This is a genomic window from Kribbella aluminosa (genome assembly GCF_017876295.1).
In the GTDB taxonomy this organism is placed as follows: domain Bacteria; phylum Actinomycetota; class Actinomycetes; order Propionibacteriales; family Kribbellaceae; genus Kribbella; species Kribbella aluminosa.
In genome coordinates this window covers 3,140,434-3,164,402 of record NZ_JAGINT010000002.1, presented here as the reverse complement: position 1 = coordinate 3,164,402, position 23,969 = coordinate 3,140,434, and the positions used below count along the sequence as shown (strand labels likewise).

The 23,969-nt window shown below is 68.1% G+C and carries 17 protein-coding genes and 2 tRNA genes; 12 read left to right on the top strand and 7 right to left on the bottom strand.

The window, feature by feature from the left end; all coding sequences use genetic code 11:
- Nucleotide 1 precedes the first annotated feature (1 nt).
- The 6 genes from JOF29_RS36310 to JOF29_RS36285 are packed head-to-tail and all read left to right on the top strand — an operon-like array spanning nt 2 to nt 7,358.
- The gene (locus JOF29_RS36310) at nt 2–1,033 is read left to right on the top strand and encodes a Gfo/Idh/MocA family protein (protein ID WP_307863866.1); all 1,032 of its coding nucleotides are present in this window, start codon (nt 2–4) and stop codon (nt 1,031–1,033) included.
- Nucleotides 1,030–3,147, top strand: coding sequence for a heparinase II/III family protein (locus JOF29_RS36305; protein ID WP_209698867.1), 2,118 nt, complete (start codon nt 1,030–1,032; stop codon nt 3,145–3,147). Before JOF29_RS36310 ends, JOF29_RS36305 begins: the two co-directional genes overlap by 4 nt.
- Nucleotides 3,148–3,178: 31 nt before the next feature.
- On the top strand, nt 3,179–3,901 hold the full coding sequence (locus JOF29_RS36300; protein WP_209698866.1) for an amidohydrolase family protein: 723 nt from the start codon (nt 3,179–3,181) through the stop codon (nt 3,899–3,901).
- Nucleotides 3,898–4,695 (top strand): amidohydrolase family protein, encoded by a 798-nt coding sequence (locus JOF29_RS36295; protein WP_209698865.1) that lies wholly within the window; start codon nt 3,898–3,900, stop codon nt 4,693–4,695. Before JOF29_RS36300 ends, JOF29_RS36295 begins: the two co-directional genes overlap by 4 nt.
- Entirely contained in the window at nt 4,692–6,050 is a 1,359-nt protein-coding gene (locus JOF29_RS36290; protein WP_209698864.1) for a hypothetical protein, read from the top strand. The genes JOF29_RS36295 and JOF29_RS36290 overlap by 4 nt, the downstream gene beginning before the upstream one ends.
- A gap of 18 nt (nt 6,051–6,068) precedes the next feature.
- Nucleotides 6,069–7,358 (top strand): aspartate aminotransferase family protein, encoded by a 1,290-nt coding sequence (locus tag JOF29_RS36285; protein WP_209698863.1) that lies wholly within the window; start codon nt 6,069–6,071, stop codon nt 7,356–7,358.
- Here the strand turns inward: JOF29_RS36285 and JOF29_RS36280 are convergent.
- From JOF29_RS36280 to JOF29_RS36255, 6 genes are all read right to left on the bottom strand, one after another.
- The gene (locus tag JOF29_RS36280) at nt 7,321–8,916 is read right to left on the bottom strand and encodes an alpha/beta hydrolase (protein ID WP_209698862.1); all 1,596 of its coding nucleotides are present in this window, start codon (nt 8,914–8,916) and stop codon (nt 7,321–7,323) included. The genes JOF29_RS36285 and JOF29_RS36280 overlap by 38 nt on opposite strands.
- Before the next feature lie 105 nt (nt 8,917–9,021).
- Nucleotides 9,022–10,320 carry an ATP-dependent Clp protease ATP-binding subunit ClpX gene (gene clpX / locus JOF29_RS36275; protein ID WP_209698861.1) on the bottom strand — a complete coding sequence of 433 codons (1,299 nt, stop codon included), beginning with the start codon at nt 10,318–10,320 and terminating at the stop codon, nt 9,022–9,024.
- 157 nt (nt 10,321–10,477) lie between these two features.
- Nucleotides 10,478–11,089 carry an ATP-dependent Clp protease proteolytic subunit gene (locus JOF29_RS36270; RefSeq protein WP_209698860.1) on the bottom strand — a complete coding sequence of 204 codons (612 nt, stop codon included), beginning with the start codon at nt 11,087–11,089 and terminating at the stop codon, nt 10,478–10,480.
- Between the two features lie 30 nt (nt 11,090–11,119).
- Nucleotides 11,120–11,743: a ClpP family protease gene (locus JOF29_RS36265; RefSeq protein WP_209698859.1), complete on the bottom strand. Its 624-nt coding sequence runs from the start codon at nt 11,741–11,743 to the stop codon at nt 11,120–11,122.
- Nucleotides 11,744–12,121: 378 nt separating this feature from the next.
- Nucleotides 12,122–13,510 carry a trigger factor gene (gene tig, locus JOF29_RS36260; protein WP_209698858.1) on the bottom strand — a complete coding sequence of 463 codons (1,389 nt, stop codon included), beginning with the start codon at nt 13,508–13,510 and terminating at the stop codon, nt 12,122–12,124.
- A 78-nt stretch (nt 13,511–13,588) separates the two neighbouring features.
- Nucleotides 13,589–13,661, bottom strand: a tRNA-Pro gene (locus JOF29_RS36255).
- A gap of 130 nt (nt 13,662–13,791) precedes the next feature.
- Here JOF29_RS36255 and JOF29_RS36250 point away from each other — a divergent pair.
- A tRNA-Gly gene (locus JOF29_RS36250) sits at nt 13,792–13,862 on the top strand.
- Between the two features lie 151 nt (nt 13,863–14,013).
- Here the strand turns inward: JOF29_RS36250 and JOF29_RS36245 are convergent.
- Nucleotides 14,014–15,876 carry a phage tail protein gene (locus JOF29_RS36245; protein WP_209698857.1) on the bottom strand — a complete coding sequence of 621 codons (1,863 nt, stop codon included), beginning with the start codon at nt 15,874–15,876 and terminating at the stop codon, nt 14,014–14,016.
- A gap of 135 nt (nt 15,877–16,011) precedes the next feature.
- Between JOF29_RS36245 and JOF29_RS36240 the strand changes: the two genes are divergently transcribed.
- The 5 genes from JOF29_RS36240 to JOF29_RS36220 all read left to right on the top strand — a co-directional run bounded on the left by JOF29_RS36240 (nt 16,012) and on the right by JOF29_RS36220 (nt 23,953).
- Complete coding sequence (locus tag JOF29_RS36240) at nt 16,012–17,073, top strand: AAA family ATPase (RefSeq protein ID WP_209698856.1); 1,062 nt, start codon at nt 16,012–16,014, stop codon at nt 17,071–17,073.
- Complete coding sequence (locus JOF29_RS36235; protein WP_209698855.1) at nt 17,066–18,823, top strand: vWA domain-containing protein; 1,758 nt, start codon at nt 17,066–17,068, stop codon at nt 18,821–18,823. The genes JOF29_RS36240 and JOF29_RS36235 overlap by 8 nt, the downstream gene beginning before the upstream one ends.
- A gap of 64 nt (nt 18,824–18,887) precedes the next feature.
- The gene (locus JOF29_RS36230) at nt 18,888–20,111 is read left to right on the top strand and encodes an MFS transporter (RefSeq protein WP_209698854.1); all 1,224 of its coding nucleotides are present in this window, start codon (nt 18,888–18,890) and stop codon (nt 20,109–20,111) included.
- Nucleotides 20,112–20,420: 309 nt separating this feature from the next.
- Complete coding sequence (locus JOF29_RS36225; protein ID WP_245359809.1) at nt 20,421–22,085, top strand: ABC transporter ATP-binding protein; 1,665 nt, start codon at nt 20,421–20,423, stop codon at nt 22,083–22,085.
- Nucleotides 22,082–23,953 carry an ABC transporter ATP-binding protein gene (locus JOF29_RS36220; protein WP_209698852.1) on the top strand — a complete coding sequence of 624 codons (1,872 nt, stop codon included), beginning with the start codon at nt 22,082–22,084 and terminating at the stop codon, nt 23,951–23,953. Before JOF29_RS36225 ends, JOF29_RS36220 begins: the two co-directional genes overlap by 4 nt.
- Nucleotides 23,954–23,969 lie beyond the last annotated feature (16 nt).

Below are 23,969 nucleotides of genomic sequence, written 5' to 3'. Positions count from 1 at the left end.
TGTGACGTCCGACAAGCTGCGGATCGGGATCGTCGGGGCCGGGATCATGGGGCGCGGCAACGCGCTGTCGTTGTCCGCCCGGCCCGACGCCTCGATCACCGCGGTCACCAGCCGTTCGGCGGCATCCGCCGAGCTGCTCGCCGGCGACATCGGCGGCCGCGGCGCCCGGCCGGAGGTGTACCCCGATCTCGCGGCACTGCTGGCGAGTGACTCGGTGGACGCCGTCGTGCTGACCACTCCGGACGACCTGCACGGCGAGATGATGGTGCAGGCCGCCGCGGCCGGTAAGCACATTCTGGTGGAGAAGCCGCTGACCACGTCGGTCGCCGAGGCGGACGCCGCGGTGCAGGCGATCCGGGCGAACGGTGTCGTCGCGATGTGCTTGTTCAATCACCGGTGGGTGCCGGCGTACGCACAGGCCTACGAGTTGCTCGCCGATCTCGGCGAGGGCGCGGTCGCTTACGCGCGGAAGGACGACACGATCTTCGTGCCGACCGAGATGCTGTCGTGGGCGGACCGGACGACGTGTGCCTGGTTTCTCTCGAGTCATGACATCGACCTGGTGTCGTGGTTGCTGCGCGACCAGGTACGGCGGGTGTACGCGACGGCGCGCTGGGGGAAGCTGCGGTCGCTCGGGATCGACACGCCCGACGCGATCCAGATCCAGGCGGAGTACTCGCGGGGCGCGGTGGCGACGTTCGAGTCGGCGTGGATCTATCCGAACACGTTCCCGACGACGGTCGACTCGTACGTGTCGGTGGTCGCGGACAACGGCGTCGTACAGCTGGATCGGCAGAAGGAAAGCGTCGTACTGGCGCGGGCGGACGGGTACACGTATCCGCGGAACATGCTGCAGCGGGTGATGCACGGGGTCCCGTCCGGTGCGTACGCCGACGCGATCGCGCACTGGGTCGACTGCTGCCGTACCGGACGGGAACCGCTGATCACGATCGAGAGCAGCCGGAACGTGACCGCCGTACTGGAGGCCGCGCACCTGTCGATCGAGACGCGGCAGCCGGTCGAGGTCTCGTGAGCTCGGGTCCTGAGAAGCCCCGGCACATCGACGGGCGGATCAACCGGATCGGGACCGACGATCTGCTCAAGGCGTTCGGCTCGCGCGCCGCCGATCTTGAGGGGCTTCGCGGCTTTGTCGGTCAGCAGCTGCGGCGGCCGGCCTGGCCGTTGCCCGAGTGGGCCGCCGCAGCACAACCGGATGCCGCCCTGGCCGCTGCTGCGCCGTTGCTCTCGGGAGTGGACGTTACTGGGCGTGGGCTTGGGCGCTCGCAGCTCTACGGCTTCCACTACCTGGGGTGGTTACTGCCAGGGGTGCAGGCGTGGCTGCTGACTGGTGACGAGCGGTACCTGCAGGCGTTCGAGCGGCACCTGGACGAGTGGGTGGAGCGGCGTGACACCGTTGTTGGCGAGTGGCCTGGGCTGGACCCCGTCTGGTACTCGCTAGGCACGTGGGCTCGTTGTCGTAGCCTGCTGCCGACTCTTGAAGTACTGACGACCTCACCGCTCTCCGACTGCGTCTGGGGCCGGCTGGTGGCGACGCTTGTCGGTGGTGCCCGGTGGGCGTACGACGAGCACGACGTGTTCCGGCACGGGAACTGGCAGCTGGTCTGCGCTACCGAGCTGCTGCACCTGAGCGCCGTACTGCCGTGCCTGGTGGAGTCTGCGGCGTGGGCGGCGCGTGCCAGGGAGCGGATCGAGGAGCACTTGGTTCTGGACGTCTATCCGGACGGCGGACACTACGAGAGGTCGCCCGGGTACCACCGGATGGTTCTGACCGCTCTACAGACCGCAGCGCGGATCGACCCGGCCGTGGCGGCGCATCCTCGGTTTGCTGCGATGCATGGGTGGATGGGCGAGTTGGCGTCGTCCGGCGGGTGGATGCCGCACCTGCAGGACAGCGGGATCGAGTGGCCGGCTGCGTCGTTGCTGCGCGGTAGCTATCTGCTGAACGACCCTGCGTTGGCGCGGGTTGCCGCGCAGTGGCTGTCGCCGTCGGAGCTTGCTGCTGAGGCTGCTGCGTTTCCTGCTTGGGCTGGGCGGGAGGAGCGGTGGTTGGAGCCGGGGCCTGCGGCTGAGCTGGCGCCGTCGACTGTGCTGCCTGATTCGGGGTACACGATCCTCCGGGGTGCGGACATCCGGGCCGTCATCAACCACGGGCCGCACATCGAGCACGAGCTGGAGTCGCACTCGCATCGGGCGGTGCTCGATCTTGTGGTGGACGGGTGGCAGCAGCCGTTGCTGTGGGAGGCAGGTGGTCCGCCGAGCTACGACGATCCGTCGTACCTGACCTGGTACCAGGCGGGACTCGGGCACAACACTGTGGTGGTGGACGGTCGGGAGCTGTCTACGGACCGGGGTGTGCAGGTCGACGCCTTGGTGGACACGGGGCCGGTTGCCGTCTTCGCCGGGCGACACCACGGGTACGGGATCCCTCAGTCGCGGACGATTGCGCTGGTCCGCGAGGAGCCGTCGTACTTCGTGGTGGTCGACAACGCCGAGGGGGCAACGTTCCGTGCGTACTGGCATGCACTGCACCCGTGGCGAGAGCTGCGACCAGGCACGTACGACGCCTCCGCGCCGGACGGGCCGGGTCTCCTGCTGCTCGACGCGGACGCCACCGCGGCCGAACTGACAGAAGGCATCGCCCGCCGCCCGGTCCTGCGTAGTCGGTCGGCTGAATACGGACCCCTCCATTCGCTGGCGATCACGCGGACGGTTGGTGATTTCACGACCGTGCTGGTACCGCACGCTCAGGGCGAGCCGCCCGCGGTGACGGCGGAGCGGGCCGACGGTGAACTGGTGGTCGGCTTCGGCGCGACCGTCGATCGGATCGGTACGTCGACCTGGGCCCGGACCGTCGACGGGAAGTTGTCCTGGGCAATCGGTTGGGGCGTACGCGAACTCCCGGGACTCCTACGCTCGACGGACGAGGTCGACGTACTCGCGAAGCTGACCGACGACGGGATCCGCTTCGAGGTCAACAGCTCGGCCCGCTGTGGACTGTGGATCCATGCCAGTGGAGAGATCCGGCTGGACGACATAGCCGTCGACGCGGTTGTCGAGAACGATTGGGCGCACCTCACCCTCCCGTACGCCGGCCCCTGGACTGTGGAAGCCGGTCGTGATGAGTAAAGGGGTGACTTCTGGGTGGTTCGATGCTCGGGTGGTGACTGGGGCTCACCCTGCGAGTCTGTTGCCGGCTGCCGATCGGGAGGCGATCGCCGCGCATCTCGACCGGTTCGAGCTATCTGGTGCGTTGGTCAGCGCGATGGCGTCCTGGTTGCACGATCCGATCGGTGGGAACAGTGAAGCGTCTGCGGTGGCACATGATCTGGCTGATCGTGGAGTGGTCGCCTGCTGGACTGCGGTGCCGGCAACAGCCGGCGAGCTGGACTCGCTGAGCGGACTGGTTGAGCGGGCGCTCGACGACGGTGTGGCCGCGTTCCGGATTCATCCGGCATCGCACGGCTACTCGCCCGGGCTGCTCGACGAGTTGTACGAAGCGCTCGAGGCCAACCGCCTGCCCCTGTGTGTCGACGCGGCCGAGCTCTCCTGGCCGGAGCTCGGCGCGATAGCGACCCGCCACCCCGAGCTACCGATCGTCCTCTCCACCCTCGGCTACCGGAAGCTCCGCGAGCTCTGGGCCGCACTCGATGGCCACCCCAACGTTCACGTCGACCTCGTCGACTTCGCGGCGCACCAGGGCGCCGAGTGGCTCGCCGAGAACGACCTCGCCGATCGTCTCCTGTTCGCCACCGGGCTCGGCGTCCGCGACCCCGGCGAGAGCATCGTCCGGCTGGCCTGGTCCGGGCTCGACGACCCGACCGTCCGCCGGGTCGGCTTCGGCAACGCGAGCCGCCTGTTCCGGCTCGGAGCCCGGCCGTGATCGGCCGCCGGCCGCAGTACCGCAGTGTCGACGTGCACGCGCACCTCGGCCCGTACTCGCTGTTCTTCATCCCCACTCCGGACGCCGCGACGATGGTCGCAGTGATGGACGCCACCGGCACCGACGTCACCGTGCTCGCGGCCAATCGTGCGATCCAGCAGGACGCGCACCTCGGCAACTCGCAGTCGCTCGCCGCCGTCGACGCGTACCCGGACCGGATCGCGGCGTACGCCGTCGTCAACCCGTGGCAGGACCCGGAGCGGGAGCTCACGCGGCTCGCCGACGACGCCCGGTTCGTCGGTATCAAGGTGCATCCGAGCCTGCACCGCTACCCCGTGACCGGCACCCGGTACGCCGCGGTCTGGAAGTTCGCCGCGGAGACGGGCTGCCCCGTGCTCAGTCACTCCGAGCACAGGTCGCCGTACGACTCCCCCGCGATGTTCCGGACGGTCGCCGAACGCTACCCGGGTACGTCGGTGATCCTCGGACACGCCGGGATCACCCCACCCGGCGTGGACGAGGCGATCGAGGTGGCAAGCCGGTACGAGTCGCTGCTACTGGAGGTGTGCGGCTCGCACATGACCGGGCCGCTGATCCGCTCGATGGTGGACCAGATCGGCAGCGACCGGGTGCTGTTCGGTTCGGACTTCCCGTTCATCGACCAGCGGATGTCGCTGGGCCGGGTGGTGTGCGCGCCGCTGACGGAGGGTCAACGTCAAGATGTTCTCAGCGGGAACGCCCGCAAGCTGTTCCGGTGGCGGCCGCTGCCGGGAGGACGAGGGGTTGACCAATGAGTGACGAGACGCAGCAGCCGGAGCAGGTGTCGGGTGAACGGTTGCCGTCGGTGACCGTCGGCCTGTTCGGGCCGCGCCGGCTGGTGAAGACGATGGCGGAGGTGGGCCAGGAGGTCGCGGAACGGTCCACCCACGGCATCCGGTTCCTCACCGGCGGGTACGACGACCAGTCCGAGGCGGAGGAGCGCTACCTGCGGCTGCGGGACCGCATCGACTCGGCGGTGTTCCCGGGCCCGTGGGCGTTCGACCTGGCGACGACCGGCCACTGGCTCACCGTCCCGTCCACCCACCTGCCGCTCACGGGCGCCGCGCTGTACGCCGCCCTGCTGCGGGCCTCGCTGAGGATCGAGAACGTCGACCTCAGCCGGGTCAGCATCGACTCGCTCTCGCTCGCGGACGTCACTGAGGCGTACGACGAGATCGGCCTGGACACCGCAGAGGTGTACGACGTGCCGTACGAAGGGCCTGCCTCCGTGGACAGGTTCGCGGCGTTCCACCGGGAGAAGTACGAGCGGCAGCACACGACGGTCGCGTTGACCACGATCCTGTCGGTGGAGCGGGACCTGCAAGCAGCCGGCGTACCTGTACTGCGGATCGCGCCGACGCGGTCGAGTGTGCGGGACGCGTTGGAGACCGCAGTACTGCTGGGACAAGGCACGCGCATGGGGGCGCACCAGCTGGCGATGATCGCCGTACAGGTGATCCCGTCGCGTGCTGAGTCCGGAGACTACTGGCAGCAGGAACTGGCGCTGCTCACACACCAGAAGCTGCTGTCGGAAGCACGTCAGGTGGGAGCCTCCGTCACACGCCGCTCAGACACCCTGTTCCTGGTGACGACGACGTACGGCGCTCTTGTGCGCTTGACCGAGCAGTTCGCCTTCGCGCCCTTCCTAGGTGCGTTGACCGCGCAGCTCGGTGTACCTGTCGCGGTAGGTGCCGGTACAGGCCAGACGGCTCGTGCTGCCGAGGCAAACGCCCTCATGGCTGTGGAGGAGTCCGTAGCGGCCGGTGGGAAGGTCGCGGTCTACCTGGACGGTGGCAGCGACCGGCTGGACCTGGAGCCAGGCCCTGCCACGACTGACGCCGCACCGATCGACAGTACGTCGCCCATTGACCAGCGGGCGCTGGAGATCGTCACGTCGATCGCCTCCGCCATGAGCTCCACACCCGGCCGGCAGGTCGTCGTAGACGTCGAGAGCGTCGCCGCGATCATGCAGGTCACCCAGCGCACCGGCCGCCGCATGCTGAAGGAGCTGGTCGACGCAGGCCTCGCCTGGCCGTTGCCACCGGCACGGTCCACCGGCGGCGGCCGGCCACGCCAGCAGTTCCGGTTGTTGACCGAGAAGCTCGACTGACCGCCCTTGGAGGACGCTGTGCACACCCAAGCCGACCGTCTGTACGCCCGTGCCAAGCAGGTGATCGCGGGGGGAGTGTCCAGCGACGCCCGCCGCGCCGAGCGCCCGCTGTTCGTGGACCACGCCGGCGGCGCGGAGCTGTGGGACGTGGACGGCAACCGCTACGTCGACTACGTACTCGGCCAAGGCCCCAACCTGCTGGGCCATGCAGCGCCGCTGGTTGCTGACGCGGTGTCTGCACAGGTACGCCGTGGTGTCGCGTACGCCGCACAGCACGAACTGGAGGCACAGGTCGCCGAGCGCCTCTGCAGCATCGTCCCCGCAGCAGAACTGGTCCGCTTCAACAGCGTCGGATCGGAGGCGGTGCACGGCGCGATCCGACTGGCCCGCGGGCACACCGGGCGGCCCAAGATCGTGAAGTTCGAAGGGAACTACCACGGCTGGCTCGACCCGGTGCTGTACAGCGTGCACCCGGACCTCGCGCTGGCGGGCGACGCGCGGCACCCGACCGCGGTCGGCGGTACGGCGGGCCAGCCGCGGCACGACGCGGACGACCTGATCGTGCTCCCCTACAACGATCTTCCAGCGGTCGCCTCGGTCATGCAGGACGGTGGCGACGACATCGCCGCCGTCATCCTCGAGCCACTGCTCTGCAACACCGGCTGCATCACCCCACAGCCCGGCTACCTCGAAGGCCTCCGCGAACTCACTCGGCGGCACGGTTCGCTGCTGATCTTCGACGAGATCATCACCGGCTTCCGGGTCGCTCCGGGCGGCGCCGGCGAACTGCTGAACGTCGTACCCGACCTGGCCGCCTTCGGGAAGGCGATGGCCGGCGGTATGCAGGTGTCGGCACTGGTCGGCTCCCGCGAGGTGATGACGTCGATCGCCGACGGCAAGGTCGCGCACGCCGGTACGTTCAACTCGCACCCGGTCGCGATGGCGGCAGCGGACGCAGTACTCCGTCACCTCGACGAGAACCGTGCCGCCGTCTACCCGTCGCTGAACGCCATGGGTCAGCGGTTGATGGACGGTCTCCGTACGGCGGCAGCACGGCACGGCGTACCGCTGCTTGTCGACGGCCCCGGCCCGGTGTTCCAGACGTACGTCACGGACCAGGCCGAGGTCACCGACTACCGCTCGTTCGCCGCCTGCGACCGGGCCGCGATGGCTCGGTTCCATGCGGGGATGTTCGCTGCCGGGATCAACATCGTCCCGCGTGGACTGTGGTTCCTGTCGACCGAGCACACCGCGGCCCAGGTCGACGAGACTATTGCGGCAGCAGACTCGGTGCTTGCGTCCCTGTAGGCACCGGGTCGAACGGCTTGCGGTCCTGGTTGCATGTCGTACCGTCCGCAGGCGCCTTCAGCTCAGTCAGGTACTCCGTGGTGAGACGGTCGGCGCAGGCGCTCTTACCGATGGTGGTGTGCCCCCAGCCCTCGACCGTCACCATGCGCGCGTCCGGGTACAGGTCGGCGTACGGCCTCGTGGCCTCGTACGGCGTCGCGGGGTCGTGGCGGGTGCCGAAGACCAGCACGGGCTGCTTCACCTTGTTCCGCCACGGGCCGAGGAACGCGTCGTGGTCGCGGATGCCCAGGAACTCGCACTGGATGCCGATCCACGCGCGGTACGCACCGAAGTGCGGCGCCCGCTTGTCCGCGGCCGCGGCGTACGCCGGGTAGGCCAGCGGACGGCCGGACTGGTTCGCCTCGACGCATGGCTGCAGCGCAGTACCGATCGAGGTGTAGTCCTCCTTGCGGCGGTTCCACTCCACGATCGCCTGCGGGATGGTGGTCGCGGCCTTCGCCCGATTCGTGCTCGCCAGCTCGGTCCACAGCTGCGCGAGCGCCGGGTACCCGTTCGGGTCGTACAGGTTCGAGAACGTGACGGCCACCGCGAGGGCGTACGTCATCCTCAGCGTGGAGCCGTCGGGCATGCTGAGGTCGACCGGATGCGTCTTCAGCCGCTCCAGCGTGCCCTCGACGACCGTCTTCGGGTCACCGAGGCTGTTCAGCGCGCAGTTCCCGCCGGCCTTCTTGCACTCGGCAAGGAACTGCTCGTACGTGTCGTACGCGCCCTCGCCCTGCTTCATCCGGACACCGACCGGAGACCTGTCGCCGTTCGAGCCGGAGTACCACTCCGGGAGCAGCGTGCCGTCGAGCACCAGCGCCCGTACCTTGTTCGGGAACAGCTTGGCGTACGTCGCAGCGAGATACGTGCCGTACGAGTAGCCGACGTACGACAGCTTGTCGTCGCCGACCGCCTGGCGGAGCAGGTCCATGTCCCGGGCGACGTTCGCGGTCGAGTAGTGCGCCATCCGGTCCGGTGACGTGGTCCGGCAGCTGACCGCGAGCTTCGCGCTGTCGACGATGAACTGGCGCTCCTCCTTCGCCCCCACCGGGAACGCCGGGTAGTTCGCCAGCGCCTTCGACTCGTCGGCCTTGGTCGGGTAACAGGTCGCCGGGTCGGACTGCCCGACACCGCGCGGGTCGAAGCCGAGGATGTCGAACCTCGCCCGGACCTCCGGCGTGTAGATCCGCAGTCCGTCCTGATGGAGGAACAGGACGCCGGGACCGCCGGGTCCGCCGGGGTTCGTGAACAGTGTGCCGATCTTGTCTGCCGGGTCGGTGGCCGGCAGCCGGGTCAGCGCGATCTTCGTGGTCGGACCGTGCGGGTTGTCGTAGTCGGTCGGGACCTCGACACTCGCGCACTGGAACGGCTTCAGCCTCGGGTCGGACCCACAGGTCCCCCACTTGATCTCGGGTACGACGGACTTCGCCTGGGCGACGGCAGTGGTCAGCGGCGTCAGCAGCACCAGGGCCACGCCGGCGACAGACAGTCTTCGAAGGATTCTTCTGGGCGTCATGTCACCGACCGTAGGAGGGCGGCCGCTCCCGTCGCGTCCACCACGAGAAGGAGGCCGGGAACCCGCCGTACGGCGGACCCGGCCTCCCTCTGCGGAGTGAAGTGGTCAGGCGCTCTTCTCGCGCCGGTCGCGCTTGGTGCGCTCGATCTGGTCGCGCGGGATCAGCGTCGGGTTGACGTTCTCCAGCACCACCTCGCCGGTGACGACGACCTTCGCGACGTCCTCCCGGCTCGGCACCTCGTACATCACGTTGAGCAGGACCTCTTCCATGATCGCCCGCAGGCCGCGGGCGCCGGTGCCGCGGAGCAGCGCCTGGTCGGCGATCGCCTCGACCGCGTCGTCGTCGAACTCCAGCTCGACGTTGTCGATCTCGAACAGCCGCCGGTACTGCTTGACCAGCGCGTTCTTCGGCTCGGAGAGGATCTTGATCAGTGCATCGCGGTCCAGCGGCGACACCGTCGTGATCACCGGCAGCCGGCCGATGAACTCCGGGATCAGCCCGAACTTGAGCAGGTCCTCCGGCATGACGTCGGCGTACCCGCCGGCCTCTTTCGGCTTCTCCGGCTCCCGCGAGGCGTTGAAGCCGAGCGTCTTCTTGCCGACCCGCTGCTCGACCATGTGGTCCAGCCCGGCGAACGCGCCGCCGACGATGAACAGCACATTCGTGGTGTCGATCTGGATGAACTCCTGGTGCGGGTGCTTGCGGCCGCCCTGCGGCGGCACACTCGCGGTCGTGCCCTCGAGGATCTTCAGCAGCGCCTGCTGCACGCCCTCGCCGGAGACGTCCCGGGTGATCGACGGGTTCTCGCTCTTGCGGGCGATCTTGTCGACCTCGTCGATGTAGATGATCCCGGTCTCGGCCTTCTTGACGTCGTAGTCGGCCGCCTGGATCAGCTTCAGCAGGATGTTCTCGACGTCCTCACCGACGTACCCGGCCTCGGTCAGCGCGGTCGCGTCCGCGATCGCGAACGGGACGTTGAGCATCCGGGCGAGGGTCTGGGCGAGGTACGTCTTGCCGCAGCCCGTCGGGCCGATCAGCAGGATGTTCGACTTGGCCAGCTCGACGGCCTCGTCCTTCGCGTGCCGGCCGGCGCTGGACGCGCCCTGGCCGTCGCGGACCCGCTTGTAATGGTTGTAGACCGCCACCGCGAGTGCCTTCTTGGCCACGTCCTGACCGACGACGTACGCGTTGAGGAAGTCGTAGATCTCGCGCGGCTTCGGCAGCTCGGTGAGACCGACCTCGGAGCCCTCGTTCAGCTCCTCCTCGATGATCTCGTTGCAGAGATCGATGCATTCGTCGCAGATGTAGACGCCGGGACCGGCGATGAGCTTCTTGACCTGCTTCTGACTCTTGCCGCAGAACGAGCACTTGAGCAGGTCGCCGCCGTCACCAATGCGTGCCACCGGGACAGATCCCTTCTATGCGCAGTCGGACCGAATTCGACGGTACCCCGTACGGGGTAGAAAAACCGCGCTCGCCACCGGGTTGTGACTACGCCGGTGGCGAACGCGTCAGGCCCTTGACAGCCGGTCAGACCGGCTGGGCCAGTTTCGAACTCGTTCAGACGCCGGCCGGGACCGGGGTCTTGAGGCTCTGCAGGACGTCGTCGATCAGGCCGTACTCGATCGCCTGCTCGGCGGTCAGGAACTTGTCCCGCTCGATGTCGCGCGAGACCTCTTCGTGCGACTTGCCGCTGGCGTCGGCGATCATCGTCTCCAGCAGCGCGCGCAGCCGGAGGATCTCGTTCGCCTGGATCTCGATGTCGCTCGACTGGCCGTACGTACCCTCGGTGGCCGGCTGGTGGATGATGATCCGGCTGTTCGGCAGCGCCAGCCGCTTGCCCGGCGTACCGGCCGCCAGCAGCACCGCCGCGGCGGAGGCCGCCTGGCCGAGGCAGACCGTCTGGACGTCCGGCTTGATGTAGCGGACGGTGTCGTAGATCGCGGTCAGCGCGGTGAACGAGCCGCCCGGGGAGTTGATGTAGATGCTGATGTCACGGTCGGAGTCCATCGACTGCAGGCAGAGCAGCTGCGCCATCACGGCGTTCGCGATCTCGTCCGTGATCGGCGTACCGAGGAAGATGATCCGGTCCTCGAAGAGCTTCGTGTACGGATCGATCCGGCGCATGCCGTACGACGTGCGCTCCTCCCACTGCGGGATGAAGTAATTCATGGTGCTGTCCTTAACTGACGGAGTGGGAGATCAGGAGTTCGGGCTGCCCGGGCTGAGCTGGGCGGCGCTGGCGAACACGTGGTCGATGAAGCCGTACTCCTTGGCCTGCTCGGCGGTGAACCAGCGGTCCCGGTCGGCGTCGTTCTCGACCTGATCGAGCGGCTGGCCGGTGTGCTCGGAGATCAGCTTGAACAGCAGCGCCTTCAGGTGCAGGGACTGCTCGGCCTGGATCTTGATGTCGGAGGCCGTGCCGCCCATACCGCCGGACGGCTGGTGCATCATGATCCGCGCGTGCGGCAGCGCGTACCGCTTGTTCTTCGCGCCGGCGCAGAGCAGGAACTGGCCCATCGAGGCGGCCAGACCCATCCCGACCGTCGCGACGTCGTTGGAGATCCACTGCATGGTGTCGTAGATCGCCATGCCGGAGTCCACCGAGCCGCCCGGCGAGTTGATGTACAGCCAGATGTCCGCGTTCGGGTCCTGCGCGTTCAGCAGCAGCATCTGCGCGCAGATCGCGTTCGCGTTGTCGTCGCGAACCTCGGACCCCAGGAAGATGATCCGGCTTTTCCGCAACTCCCGGTAGATGTCGTCGTCGTGTCCGCCGGATCCGTTGCCGCCCGCGGCGGTGGGGCTGGCTGCAAATGTCTCGTTCACGAACCCGACATTACTGGTCCGTGGCGACAGACCTAAGGCTGGGCCGGAGGTGTTCGCTCACGGCGCACCCCGCGGCTCCTCCTCGTCTGCTGTCAGCGAATCCGGGAACGTTCACCACCCGCACAGCACCACGGACCCGGACTCCTCGACGGTTGCCTCGTCAGGTACCTCGCGGGGGTCCGGCCGGTCGGCGTCCCGCCGTACCTCAGGCTCCTCCAGCAGCGCGGCCACACCCGCCCCCTCCGCCTGGAAATCGTTTCACCGAGCACGCTAGGCGAGGAAGGTCACAGCCGGGTCGCGAACGTACGACGGCATGCGAACGGCCCGGACCCACCGAGGGTCCGGGCCGTGCTGGGGATTTCAGGGATTTCGGGTGCGTCAGGCCTTCGCCGGCTCCGGCTCCTCGGCCGGCGCCTCGGCTTCGGCGGCCTCCGGGTCGGCGTACGTGCCGTCCGGCTGCAGGGTCTGCAGCTCGACCGTGTTGCCGGACGCGTCGGTGACCTTGGCGTTCTCCACCAGGTAGGCCAGGGCCTTGCCACGGACGACCTCGGACACCAGGCTCGGGACCAGGTTGTTCTCGACCGCGTGCTGGGCGAACTGGTCCGGGCTGACGCCGGAACGCTGCGCGTGCCGGACGATGTGCTCGGTCAGCTCCTGGTCGTTGACGCTCAGCTCCTGCTGCTCGGCCACCAGGTCCAGCACGAACTGCGCCTTGATGGCGTCCTCGGAGCGCTTCTTCAGGTCCTCGTCGAACTCGTCCTGGGTCTGCTCCTCACCCTCGAGGAACTGCTCCATGGTCATCCCGGAGTACCCGAGCTGCTGCTCCAGGTTCTCCTTTCGGGCGGCCAGCTCGTCGGTCAGCAGGCCCTCGGGGACCGGCACCTCGACCAGGGTCAGGATCTTCTCCAGGACCGCGTCGCGGGCCTCGCCGGCCTGCTCGAGGCGCTTGCCGCGCTCCAGGCGGGTCTGGACGTCGGCCTTCAGCTCGGCCGCCGTGTCGAACTCCGACGCGGTCTGCGCGAACTCGTCGTCGAACTCCGGGAGCTCCTGCTCCTTGACCGCGGTCACCGTCACCTCGACGTCGACGTCCTCGCCCTTCAGCGAGCCGCCCACGAGCTGGGTGACGAACGTCTTCTTCTCGCCGGCGCTCAGGCCGATGACAGCCTCGTCCAGGCCGTCCAGCAGCTGGCCGGAGCCGACCTGGTACGACAGGCCGGTGGCCTGCGCCTCCTCGACCTTCTCGCCGTCCTTGCTGGCGGACAGGTCGATCGTGATGAAGTCATTGTCCCCGGTGGCGCGCTCGACCGGGTTCAGCGAGCCGAAGCGCTGACGCAGCGACTCGATCTGCTCGGTCACCTCGTCGTCCGAGATCGCGATGTCCTCGACCTCGGCCACCAGACCCTCCAGGTCCGGCAGCGTGATCTCCGGGCGCACCTCGACCTCGGCGGAGAACTGCAGGCTCTCCTTGTCGTTGAACTCGGTCACGTCGACCTCGGGCCGGCCGATCGCCTTGACCTGGTTGTCACTGACCGCCTGCGAGTACAGCTTCGGGAGCGCGTCGTTGATCGCCTCCTCGAGCACCGGACCGCGACCGACGCGCTGGTCGATCACCTGCGGCGGGATCTTGCCCTTGCGGAAGCCCGGCACCACGATCTGCTGGCCGATGCTCTTGTACGCCGCGTCGAGGCTCGGCTTGAGCTCCTCGAACGGCACCTCGACGAGGAGCTTGACCTTGGTCGGGCTCAAGGACTCGACGGTGCTCTTCACGGTGGCGGTTCTCCTTGATTCGGTGACATGTTGCGGCGCCGGACAGCCGACGCCACAGCCGGTACTGCACGGGGTTTGTCGGGGCGACAGGACTCGAACCTGCGGTCTCCTGCTCCCAAAGCAGGCGCGCTAGCCACTACGCTACGCCCCGCAGTGACCGGACGAGTCTAGCCGCCCCGAACCAGTGCTCGCGCCACCGGGTCCCCACCACTGCCTCAACCGGGGCCTCGCCCGTGGCGTTTTGAGTCCAATGCCCCCCGTGTGGAATCATGTCCGGGCACGCGGGTGTAGCTCAATGGTAGAGCCTCAGTCTTCCAAACTGATTACGCGAGTTCGATTCTCGTCACCCGCTCGGGCGAGCGGCGAGGCATGCCTGCGAACAGCGCAGGCGGCCTCGCCCTCTTCTTTTGTGCGCCGTCGCTCCGCTCGGCGCCGGCGGGGGCTCCGCCACCCGCACCCCCTACGCCTTCGCTCCGCTCGGCTGCTCAGGTCGGGTTTTGTGGTTATGGGGCTCGGAGGAGGGCTACGGCGTCTATTGAGGTGGGGGCTGTTGTGGTGGAGATGATTTTTAGGGGGCCGGTGCGGAAGGCCGTTGTGGGGAGGTAGGTGACGACGCGGGTGGTGGTGGAGGCGGACAGGGAGACGGTGCCTATTTTGATGTTGGCGTGGTAGATGTCGACCTTGCCTTGGCCGGGGCCGTGGAGGGCTATCAGGGCTATGCGTTGGCCGGACTCGGTTGCCTTGGTGAGGTAGGCGCCGTTTGCTCGCAGGATTGTGGTTGTGCCCTGGAAGGCCAGTGGGCTTGTGGTGCGGGTTACGGTGCCGGCTGAGGTGAGGGCTCGGTCGTCTTCGGGGGCTACGGAGCAGATGGGCGCCGACCAGGCGGACACGTTGCCGAGGTAGTCGCGGGCTCGGACCATGAAGCACTCGTCCCAGCCGGGTCTTGGCGCCCAGGTGATCGCGGTGATGCGGGTGTTCTGCCAGTTGGCCGGATAGATCCACTGGCCGAGTGCGGCGCCCGTCGCGGCGGTCTTGTAGACCACGTCGTACGACGCGATGTCAGTGTCGTCCTTGTACCCCCAGCGCACCGTGGCGATCCCGCTCAGCTGGACGCGGTCCCCGATCCGCCACGTGACCAACGCCGGCGCCGTACCGTCCACCTCACTGCAGTACGACGTACTCCAAGCGCTCAGGTTGCCCGCGTAGTCCCGCGCCCGCACCTGCCAGCACGTATCCGTGCCAATAGGAGCCGTAAGACTCGCAGCCGTCGACGTCAGCCCCTGCCAGCCCGGTACCTCGTTCCACGCACCGTACGGCGACGTCCGACTCGGACGCTGCTGGATCCGTAGGTCGTAGCTCAGAACCCCGCTGGCCGGAGAGTTCGGGTACTGCGGGTCGTCGTACGCCCACTCGAACGACAGGCTCGTGTTGTCACGCACCCTGTCCCCAGCAGACGCGTTGGTCAGTACTGGCGCCACAGTGTCCGGGAGCTGCTGCGGGTCCGCGGTCAGCCAGCTCAACGTCGCCACCCGCGGGTTGTTCGACCCGTCGGCGTACACGAGCTTGGCCTGCCCAGAGCCATCCACGCGGAAGCTAGGCCCAGTACTACGGATCGGCCCGTAGCTGCGCTGCCCGAGGCCCGGATCGTTGAGGTCCGTCACCAACAGGTTCGACCCCGACGACTGTACGGCGAACCCGTTGCCCAGCTGGGAGTCCGCGGCAACGGTGAGGTTCCGTGGCGGCTGCGGCCCGTTGACGTCAACGACCTGGTTACAACCGCTCAGCACCGCCCAGCGCCCGTTCACACCGCCGGGCCCAATGCTGCACGCGCTGGCAACGAGCACGGACTTCACGTCACCAGTGGTCAGGTTCTTGCCGTCAAGATGCCCCGGCTCGGTCACCTTCCACAGCGTGTCGCCGGACAACGCGAACGGCGGCGCCACGTCGGCCAACTTGGTCTTGCCGGCAACGTCGTACACCTCAGCCGTCGCAGCACTCGCAACACGGTGCGAAACGAGCAGTCCGCCCTTCCCGAGCACCACGTCGTCCGTCGCGGGGAACGTGAGCCCACCGACCTTCGCAGTACTGCCGTCGAACGTCAGCAGCGCCGCACCCTCCACCTGCAACGGCTTGCCCGAAGAGGTACCGCCCGACGCCGTCCACGTCGTCCCGTTGTTGCTGGTCTCGTACACCGCGTGCGTAGCCGGATCCGACACGACCACGCGCGCACCGGACAAACCGACGTCGGCCGCCGTATGGCCCGGGACCAGCACCCCGGCCTCAACAGGATCGGCAGCACTCGCCTGCACCGCGCTCAACGGCAGCAGTACGACGGAACAGACAGCAACAGCTCTGGCACGAAACACGAGACCCCCCAGCACTCCTAAGCCATCGCACCCTAGCCAGTAACCGCCAGTAACGGAAGCGACGCGCGAAAACCAGGTGACACCCCGTGACCTCCAGAGGATCCTGGAACGTTGGCCACCAACCGAAGGGAAGGCATGCAGGCAGGAATCACGGTATCGGCAGCCGAACTGCCAGAAGTACTACTGCACGTCGCAGTTGTCCGCCCGGTGTTCCTCTGGGGAGCGCCCGGCATCGGCAAGAGCAGTCTGGTACGGGCGTTCGCGGAATCGCTCGGCCTGGAGTGCGTGACGCTCCTGGGCACCCAGCTCGCTCCGGAGGACCTGATCGGCGTACCGCAGATCGTCGACGGCCGCAGCCGGTTCGCGCCGCCGGTGGCGATCGCCCGCGACGAGCCGTACTGCCTCTTCCTGGACGAGCTGAACGCGTCCTCCGCCGAGGTGCAGAAGGCGTTCTACTCGCTGATCCTGGACCGCCGCATTGGTGAGTACGAGCTGCCGGAGGGATCCGTCGTGATCGGCGCCGGCAACCGCGCCACCGACAACGCGCTGGCCCGCCCGATGGCGAGCGCACTGGTCAACCGGCTGGTCCACATCCACCTGCGCGCCTCCGCAACGGACTGGCTGCAGTGGGCCGGTACGGCGGGCATCCACCAGTGGGTGCTGGAGTACCTGCGCAACCGCCCCGACCACCTGTGGACCGCTCCGCCGAAGACCGAGGAGCCGTTCTCCACACCGCGCAGCTGGCACATGCTGTCGGACGCCCTGCATTCGTACGGCGACGACGTGTCCGACGAGACGCTCCGGGTGCTTGCCTTCGGCACCTTGTCCGCCGGGCATGCGTCCGCGTTCCGCGCGTACGTGAAGACGGTCCGGCACGCGTTCGGGCTGGACGCCGTACTCAAGGGCGAGGCCGGCTGGCCGGCCACCCCGGAGGACCGCGACCTGCTGTACTTCCTGGCCGAGACGTTCCGGGCCCGGCTGATCAAGGAGCTGGCGGCCGACAAGGCGTCCGCGAGCCCTGCGGCCCGGCAGCTCGCGCACCGCGGCAAGGCTCTGCTGGTGGAGCTGGCGGAGATCTCGCTGGAGGTGGCCCAGCTGGTGATCGCGTCCGACGACGACGGCCGCCCGGTGCTGCCGACGTGGTTCCTGGTCGAGGTGAGCCGCGACCTGCCGCGTCTGGTGGCGGCCCGTGCCTAAGCGGAAGAAGCAGGACCCGGCACTGGAGGCCATCCAGGCCGGCTGGACCGCCGTCGTCCAGCACCCGCTGTTCGCGCCGATCACCGACCGGACGTACGCCCCGCAGCGCGACGACGGCTGCCCGGACGACGGCTGGGCGGTCATCGACTCGAACGGGCAGATCCACACGCACCGGACCCGACGGGCGACGCCGGAGGAATGGACCTGGGTCTTCGCACACCTGCTGATCCACCTAGGGCTCGGTCACGCCACACCGGGCCCGGCAGCGAGCGCTGCGTGCGACGTAGCGGTCAACCGCTACCTGCAGTCGCTAAAGCTAGGCACACCGGTCGTGGAGCTGCCCTCTACGTTCCCCAGCATGGAAGAAGACCGGCTGGCCCGACTCTGGCGGCGTTCGGGCGTACCTCCTGAGTACGACGGCCTGGGCGTCGCAGGTCACGCAGCCGACGTCACCACGGCCCGCTGGAACGGCTGGGGCAAGCCACCCAACTGGAGCGAGCTGTTCGCGGCAGGCCTCTCCGCGGCGGCTGCAGCGGCCGTTGATGTCGCAGGTGGCGCTCGGTCCTCCCTCAGCAGGGGCAGCCGCGACAAGTGGGACCTGGCGCTCGGCTGGTTCGTCTCGTCGTACCCGCTGCTGGGTGCGATCGCGTCGAGCATGACAGTCGTCGCGGAGCCCGAGCTCGCCCGCGGCTGGGACATCCACGTGGCCGCGGTGAACGCGAGTGCCGGCGAGATCTACGTGAACCCGCTGACCGACCTCACCCAGAACGAGTGGCGGTTCGTGATGGCCCACGAGATGCTGCACGCCGCGCTCCGGCACGGCGAACGGGTCGGCGGCCGCGACCCGTACCTGTGGAACGTCGCAGCGGACCTGGTCATCAACGGCTGGCTGCTGGAGATGGGCGTCGGCACCATGCCCGACGGCGCGCTGCACGACCCGCAGCTGAAGGGCATGTCCGCTGAAGAGGTCTATGACCGGATCACCACCGACCTGCGCCGCTACCGGAAGCTGGCGACGCTGCGCGGCGTCGGACTGGGCGACGTACTCGGCCATCCGCTGCCGCACGCAGGCGAAGCAGCCAGTGCAGCCGGGCTGGACGACATCTACCGGCGCGCACTGAACACCGGACTCGCCTACCACGACCCCAGCCGCGGCACGCTGCCAGCAGGTCTGGTGGAGGAGATCCGCGCGCTGGACCACCCGCCGCTCGCCTGGGACGCACAGCTGGCCCGCTGGTTCGAGGAGCACGTTCCTGCCGTCGAGAAGCGCCGCACGTACGCACGGGCGTCCCGCCGCCAGTCCGGTACGCCGGACATCCCGCGGCCCGGCTGGATCCGCCCGCTGGAGCTGGAGCGCCTCCCGACGTACGGCGTGGTGCTCGACACGTCCGGCTCCATGAACCGCGAGCTGCTCGGCAAGGCACTCGGAGCGATCGCCTCCTACTCACGGGCACGCGACGTACCGGCTGCGCGGGTCGTGTACTGCGACGCCGCGGCGTACGACGCGGGCTACGTGCCGGTGGACGACATAGCCGGCCGCATGAAGGTGCACGGTCGTGGCGGGACCGTCCTGCAGCCGGGTGTGGATTTGCTGGAGCGTGCTGACGACTTCCCGGCGCAGGGGCCGATCCTGCTGATCACAGACGGGCAGTGCGACGTGGTCCGCGTACGTCGGGAGCACGCCTGGCTGATCCCTCGTGGTGCATCGCTGCCGTTCACTGCAAGAGGTCCCGTGTTTCGCGTGGAGTGAACTCCGTCTGCTGCAGGCGAACAGGCGTAGTCGGGTGGCTCTGCTCCGTGACAGGTTCGCGGTCATGGCATGGGTCGTGAGAGGTGAGTTCCGGAAGCTCTGGCTCGGGCAACTGGTGTCGGCATCGGGCAGTGCGGTCACCACGGTCGCCCTGCCGCTGGTAGCCGTCGTGACGCTGCATGCCTCGGCTGTGGAGATGGGTGCGTTGTCGGCGTTGTCGATCGCACCGCACCTGGTGTTCGGGCTCCTGGCCGGTGTCTGGGTCGACAGGTGGTCGCTGCGCAGCGTGCTGATCTGGACGGACCTCGGCCGGCTCGTGCTGCTGGCCTCCGTGCCCGCAGCGGCGGCCCTGGGCTGGCTACGGATCGAGCAGCTGTACGCCGTCGCCGTACTGACCGGAGTACTGACTCTGCTCTTCGACACCGCCTCGCAGACGATCATCCCGTCGCTCGTACCGCGTGCTGACCTGATGCGGGCCAACAGCGCGGCCCTCCTCAATGCGAACCTCGCGTCGACGCTCGGACCGTCCGCGGCCGGCCTGCTCGTACAGGTACTCACCGCACCCTTCGCGATCCTCGTGGACGCCGCGTCGTACGTCGTGTCCACGGTGACGGCGTACCTCCTCCGTGAGCCTGCTCGCCCACCTGCACAGCCACGGTCCGAAGTACGACTGTCAGCCGGGCTACAGGTGCTGTTCGGCAACCGGATGCTCAGGCCGCTCGTCACCTCGGCGGCAATTGCGGCCATGGCCGGAGCGATGCTGGGACCGCTGGTCGTGCTCCTCCTGATCCGGGAGCTCCACAAGTCTCCTGCGTTCGTAGGACTGAGCCTCACAACGTTCGGAGCTGCTGCGGTCGCCGGGACCTTTGTCGCCGGGCCCTGGTGTGCCCGGGTCGGTATCGGCCGCTCTTATCTGTCCGGTGTATTCCTTGCGTCACTGACCGGCGTCGCACTGTTCACCGGGCTGACGCCGGTCATCCTTCTCGGACAGGTGTGCACCGGACTCGGCATGTCGCTGTTCAGCGTGCCGCAACGCACGCTGCGACAAGCAATGGCGCCGCCGCACCTCCTGGGCCAGGTGACCGCCTCCTGGCGCACCCTGGTGATCGGCGGCCAGACCGTCGGCGCAGCAGGCTCCGGTGTGCTCGCGACCGCCCTCGGTGTCCGGCCGACGCTGCTCATCGTCACCGCCGGCATGCTGGCCGGTTTCCTGGTCGCCGCCCTCTCCCCGCTCCGCGGATTGCGTGAGTTGCCCGAAGTCGCGCGATCGATCGCGCCGGACCGATAGCGATCCGTGATAGGTCCGCGAGCCTCCGCCGCGTGGAACCGCGACGGCCTATTGCGAATCATTTGCCGGGAATGGAATTGGCAGGACAAGCGCTTACCTAGTGGGCGATACTGGAAAGTGCGCCGTTTTCAGGTCGCCAAACCCCAATTTGATCCGAAATAGATGGGAAGTGCGCCCGTCCAGATGCCCTCCGAGCTCCCTGTCCAAGCGCCCTCGATCGCTGCCCCTTCCACCCGTACCCCGGAACGTAGCCGAAACCTCTGGCGGCTGCGTCCCTATCTGAAGCCACACCGCTGGCGCCTCTCGGTGATGTTCACCACCGCCATGCTCGGCGTCGGCGTCAGCCTCACCGTCCCGCTGGTCACTCGGGCCATCATCGACGGCCCGGTCACCCGCCGCGAGCTGAGCCTGCTGGTCCCGCTGACCCTGCTGGCCCTCGGACTCAGCATCTCCGAGGTCATCCTGGTCTGGATGCGCCGCTGGGCGCAGTCCCGGACCGTCAGCGACCTCGAGGCCACGCTGCGGCACGACCTGTACGTCCGGCTGCAGTCGCTGCCGATGGAGTTCCACACCCGCTGGCAGAGCGGTCAGCTGCTGTCCCGGGTGACCACCGACCTGTCCACGATCCGCCGGTTCATGGGCTTCGGCCTGCTGTTCCTGGTGATGAACATCCTGCAGCTGATCGTGGTCACGATCCTGCTGCTCCAGCTGTACTGGCCGCTCGGTCTGGTCGTCCTGGTGGCCGCCGTACCGATCGTCATGGTGTCGCTGAAGTTCGAGAAGAAGTACCTGCGGATCTCCCGCAAGGTGCAGGACCAGCAGGGCGACCTGGCCACCCGGATCGAGGAGTCCGCGCTCGGCTTCCGGGTGATCAAGGCGTTCGGCCGGCGCCCGCACGTCCAGGAGCAGTTCGACGACGAGGCCACCACGCTGTACCACTCCGAGGTCGCGAAGGTCCGGCTCGCCAGCCGGTTCTGGAGCTTCCTCGGCGTGATCCCGAACCTGACCCTGGTGATCGTGCTGCTGCTCGGCGCGCTCGCCGTCGGCCGGGAGGCGATCACGCTCGGCACCCTGGTCGCGTTCATCACGCTGATGCTGTCGCTGGTCTGGCCGGTCACCTCACTGGGCGCGATCCTCGCGATGGCCCAGGAGGCGATGACCGCGGCGGACCGGATCAGCGAGATCCTCGACACCTACTCGGTGATCAAGTCCGGTCCGGACGAGCTCACCCACGCCCGCGGGCACCTGCGGTTCGAGAACGTCGGCTTCCGGTTCTCCGACGACTCGACCGAGGTCCTGCACGACATCAACCTGGACCTGTCCCCCGGTACGACGCTCGCCCTGGTCGGCGCCACCGGATCCGGCAAGACCACGCTGACCGCACTGGTCCCGCGGCTGTACGACGTAACCGCGGGGCGGATCACCATCGACGGCCACGACATCCGGGACCTGTCCCTGGTGTCCCTGCGGACGGCGGTCGCGTCCGCGTTCGACGACCCGACGCTGTTCTCCATGAGTGTCCGGGAAAACCTGACGCTCGGCAGGCCCGACGCCTCTGAAGCAGAGGTACAACAGGCGCTAGAGGTCGCACAGGCGCAGTTCGCCAACGACCTGCCGTGGGGCCTGGAAACCCGGGTCGGTGAGCAGGGCATGTCGCTGTCCGGCGGTCAACGGCAACGGCTGGCGCTGGCACGCGCAGTACTCGCCAAGCCCGCCGTACTGGTGCTGGACGACACCCTGTCAGCTCTCGACGTACACACCGAGGCCCTGGTCGAGGAGGCACTGCAGAACGTGCTCTCCGACACCACCGGCATCGTGGTGGCGCACCGTGCTTCGACGGTGATGCTGGCCGACAAGGTGGCCCTGCTGCAGAACGGCACTGTCACGCACGTAGGAACCCATCAGGAACTGCTGGCCACGGTCCCGGCGTACCGGCACCTGCTGGCAGCTGACGAAGAGGAGGTGCACGCATGACGACGACCCAGCAAACACCTCCTCAGGACAAGGAACAGCAAGAGCAGCCGGAGGAGCAGAAGTGGCGCGGGTTGTTCGAGGAGGACCCCGACCGGGAGATCTCCCGCGCTACCAGCATCCGGCTGAAGGAGGACTCCCGGAAGCTGCTCGGGGAGCTGCTCCGGCCGTACCAGAAGCTGATCTGGCTGCTGGTGGTGATCGTGATCGTCGAGAACGCTGCCCGGCTCGCGGTGCCGTACCTGGTCCACCTGGGCATCGACAAGGGCATCCCGCCGATTCTTGCCGGTCAGGGCTCCCAGCAACTGATCACCATCGTCATTGTCGTACTGGCGTCGGCGTTGCTGCAGGCCTGGGCGCGGCAGATCTTCCTGATGCGCTCGGGGCGGCTCGGCCAGACCATCCTGCTCGGGCTGCGGAAGCGGGTGTTCGACCACTTCCAGCGGTTGAGCCCCGCGTTCCACGACCGGTTCACGTCCGGCCGGGTGATCTCCCGGCTGACCTCCGACGTCCAGGTCATCGACGAGATGCTGGCCAGCGGGTTCGACAGCCTGGTGACCGCAGTCCTGACCCTGGTCGGTACGTCGATCATCCTGCTCACGCTGGACCTCAAGCTCGGTCTGCTCGCACTGCTGTCGTTCCCGGCGCTGCTGATCCTGACAGCGTGGTTCCGGAAGCGGTCAGCGGCCGTGTACCGGCAGACGCGTGAGGCCGTCGTACTGGTCATCGTGCACTTCGTCGAGTCGATGACCGGGATCCGCGCGGTCCAGGCGTTCCGCCGGGAGCCGCGGAACGAGGAGATCTTCCACGGGGTCAACGACCGCTACCGGAAGGCGAACCTCGAGTCGTTCCGGCTGAACGCGGTGTTCATGCCGGCCATCAAGGGCGTCGGCAACATCACGATCGTCGCGATCCTGGCGTACGGCGGCTACCAGGCGTACCACGGACACGTGACGGTCGGCGTACTGACGGCGTTCCTGCTGTACCTGCGGCAGTTCTTCGAGCCGCTGCAGGACATCACGCAGTTCTACAACACGTTCCTGTCCGCGTCGGCGGCGCTGGAGAAGCTGTCCGGCGTACTGAACGAGACCCCGGACGTGCCGGAGCCGATCAAACCGGCGAAGCCCGGCCCGGCGCACGGTCACCTGGAGCTGCGGAACGTCCGGTTCGAGTACGTCGACGGCGTACCGGTGCTGCCCGGTCTGCAGCTCGACGTACCGGCAGGCCAGACGCTGGCCCTGGTCGGTACGACGGGTGCGGGCAAGACCACGATCGCCAAGCTGGTGTCCCGGTTCTACGACCCGACCAGCGGCCAGTTGCTGCTCGACGGCGTGGACCTGCGGGACCTGTCCGAGGACGACCTGCGCGAGCGGGTCGTGATGGTGACCCAGGAGAACTTCCTGTTCACCGGATCGGTTGCCGACAACATCAAGTTCGGCAAGCCGGACGCGACCATGGAGGAGGTCGTCGAGGCCGCCAAGGTGATCGGCGCGCACGACTTCATCACGGCGCTGCCGCACGGTTACGACACCGCGGTCGAGAAGCGCGGGTCGCGGCTGTCGGCCGGTCAGCGGCAGCTGGTGGCGTTCGCCCGGGCGTTCCTGGCGAACCCCGCCGTACTGATCCTGGACGAGGCGACGTCCAGCCTGGACATCCCGAGCGAGCGGCTGATCCAGCGGGCGTTGAAGACCATCCTGGCCGACCGGACCGCGATCGTGATCGCGCACCGGCTGTCCACGGTCGAGACGGCCGACCGGGTGCTGGTGCTGGAGTACGGCCAGATCATCGAGGACGGTTCGCCGGACCACCTGATCACCGTCGACGGCCACTACGCCGGCCTGCACCAGGCCTGGGAAGAGTCCCTGGCCTGACGGCTGTGGGCGCGTG

Bases quoted from the DNA above. Each gene is read 5' to 3' on its own strand.
- JOF29_RS36240 (WP_209698856.1), top strand. From the start codon at position 16,012: ATGCAGGCAGGAATCACGGTATCGGCAGCCGAACTGCCAGAAGTACTA.
- JOF29_RS36290 (WP_209698864.1), top strand. From the start codon at position 4,692: ATGAGTGACGAGACGCAGCAGCCGGAGCAGGTGTCGGGTGAACGGTTG.
- JOF29_RS36220 (WP_209698852.1), top strand. From the start codon at position 22,082: ATGACGACGACCCAGCAAACACCTCCTCAGGACAAGGAACAGCAAGAG.
- JOF29_RS36270 (WP_209698860.1), bottom strand. From the start codon at position 11,089: ATGAATTACTTCATCCCGCAGTGGGAGGAGCGCACGTCGTACGGCATG.
- JOF29_RS36230 (WP_209698854.1), top strand. From the start codon at position 18,888: ATGGCATGGGTCGTGAGAGGTGAGTTCCGGAAGCTCTGGCTCGGGCAA.
- JOF29_RS36280 (WP_209698862.1), bottom strand. From the start codon at position 8,916: ATGACGCCCAGAAGAATCCTTCGAAGACTGTCTGTCGCCGGCGTGGCC.
- JOF29_RS36225 (WP_245359809.1), top strand. From the start codon at position 20,421: ATGTTCACCACCGCCATGCTCGGCGTCGGCGTCAGCCTCACCGTCCCG.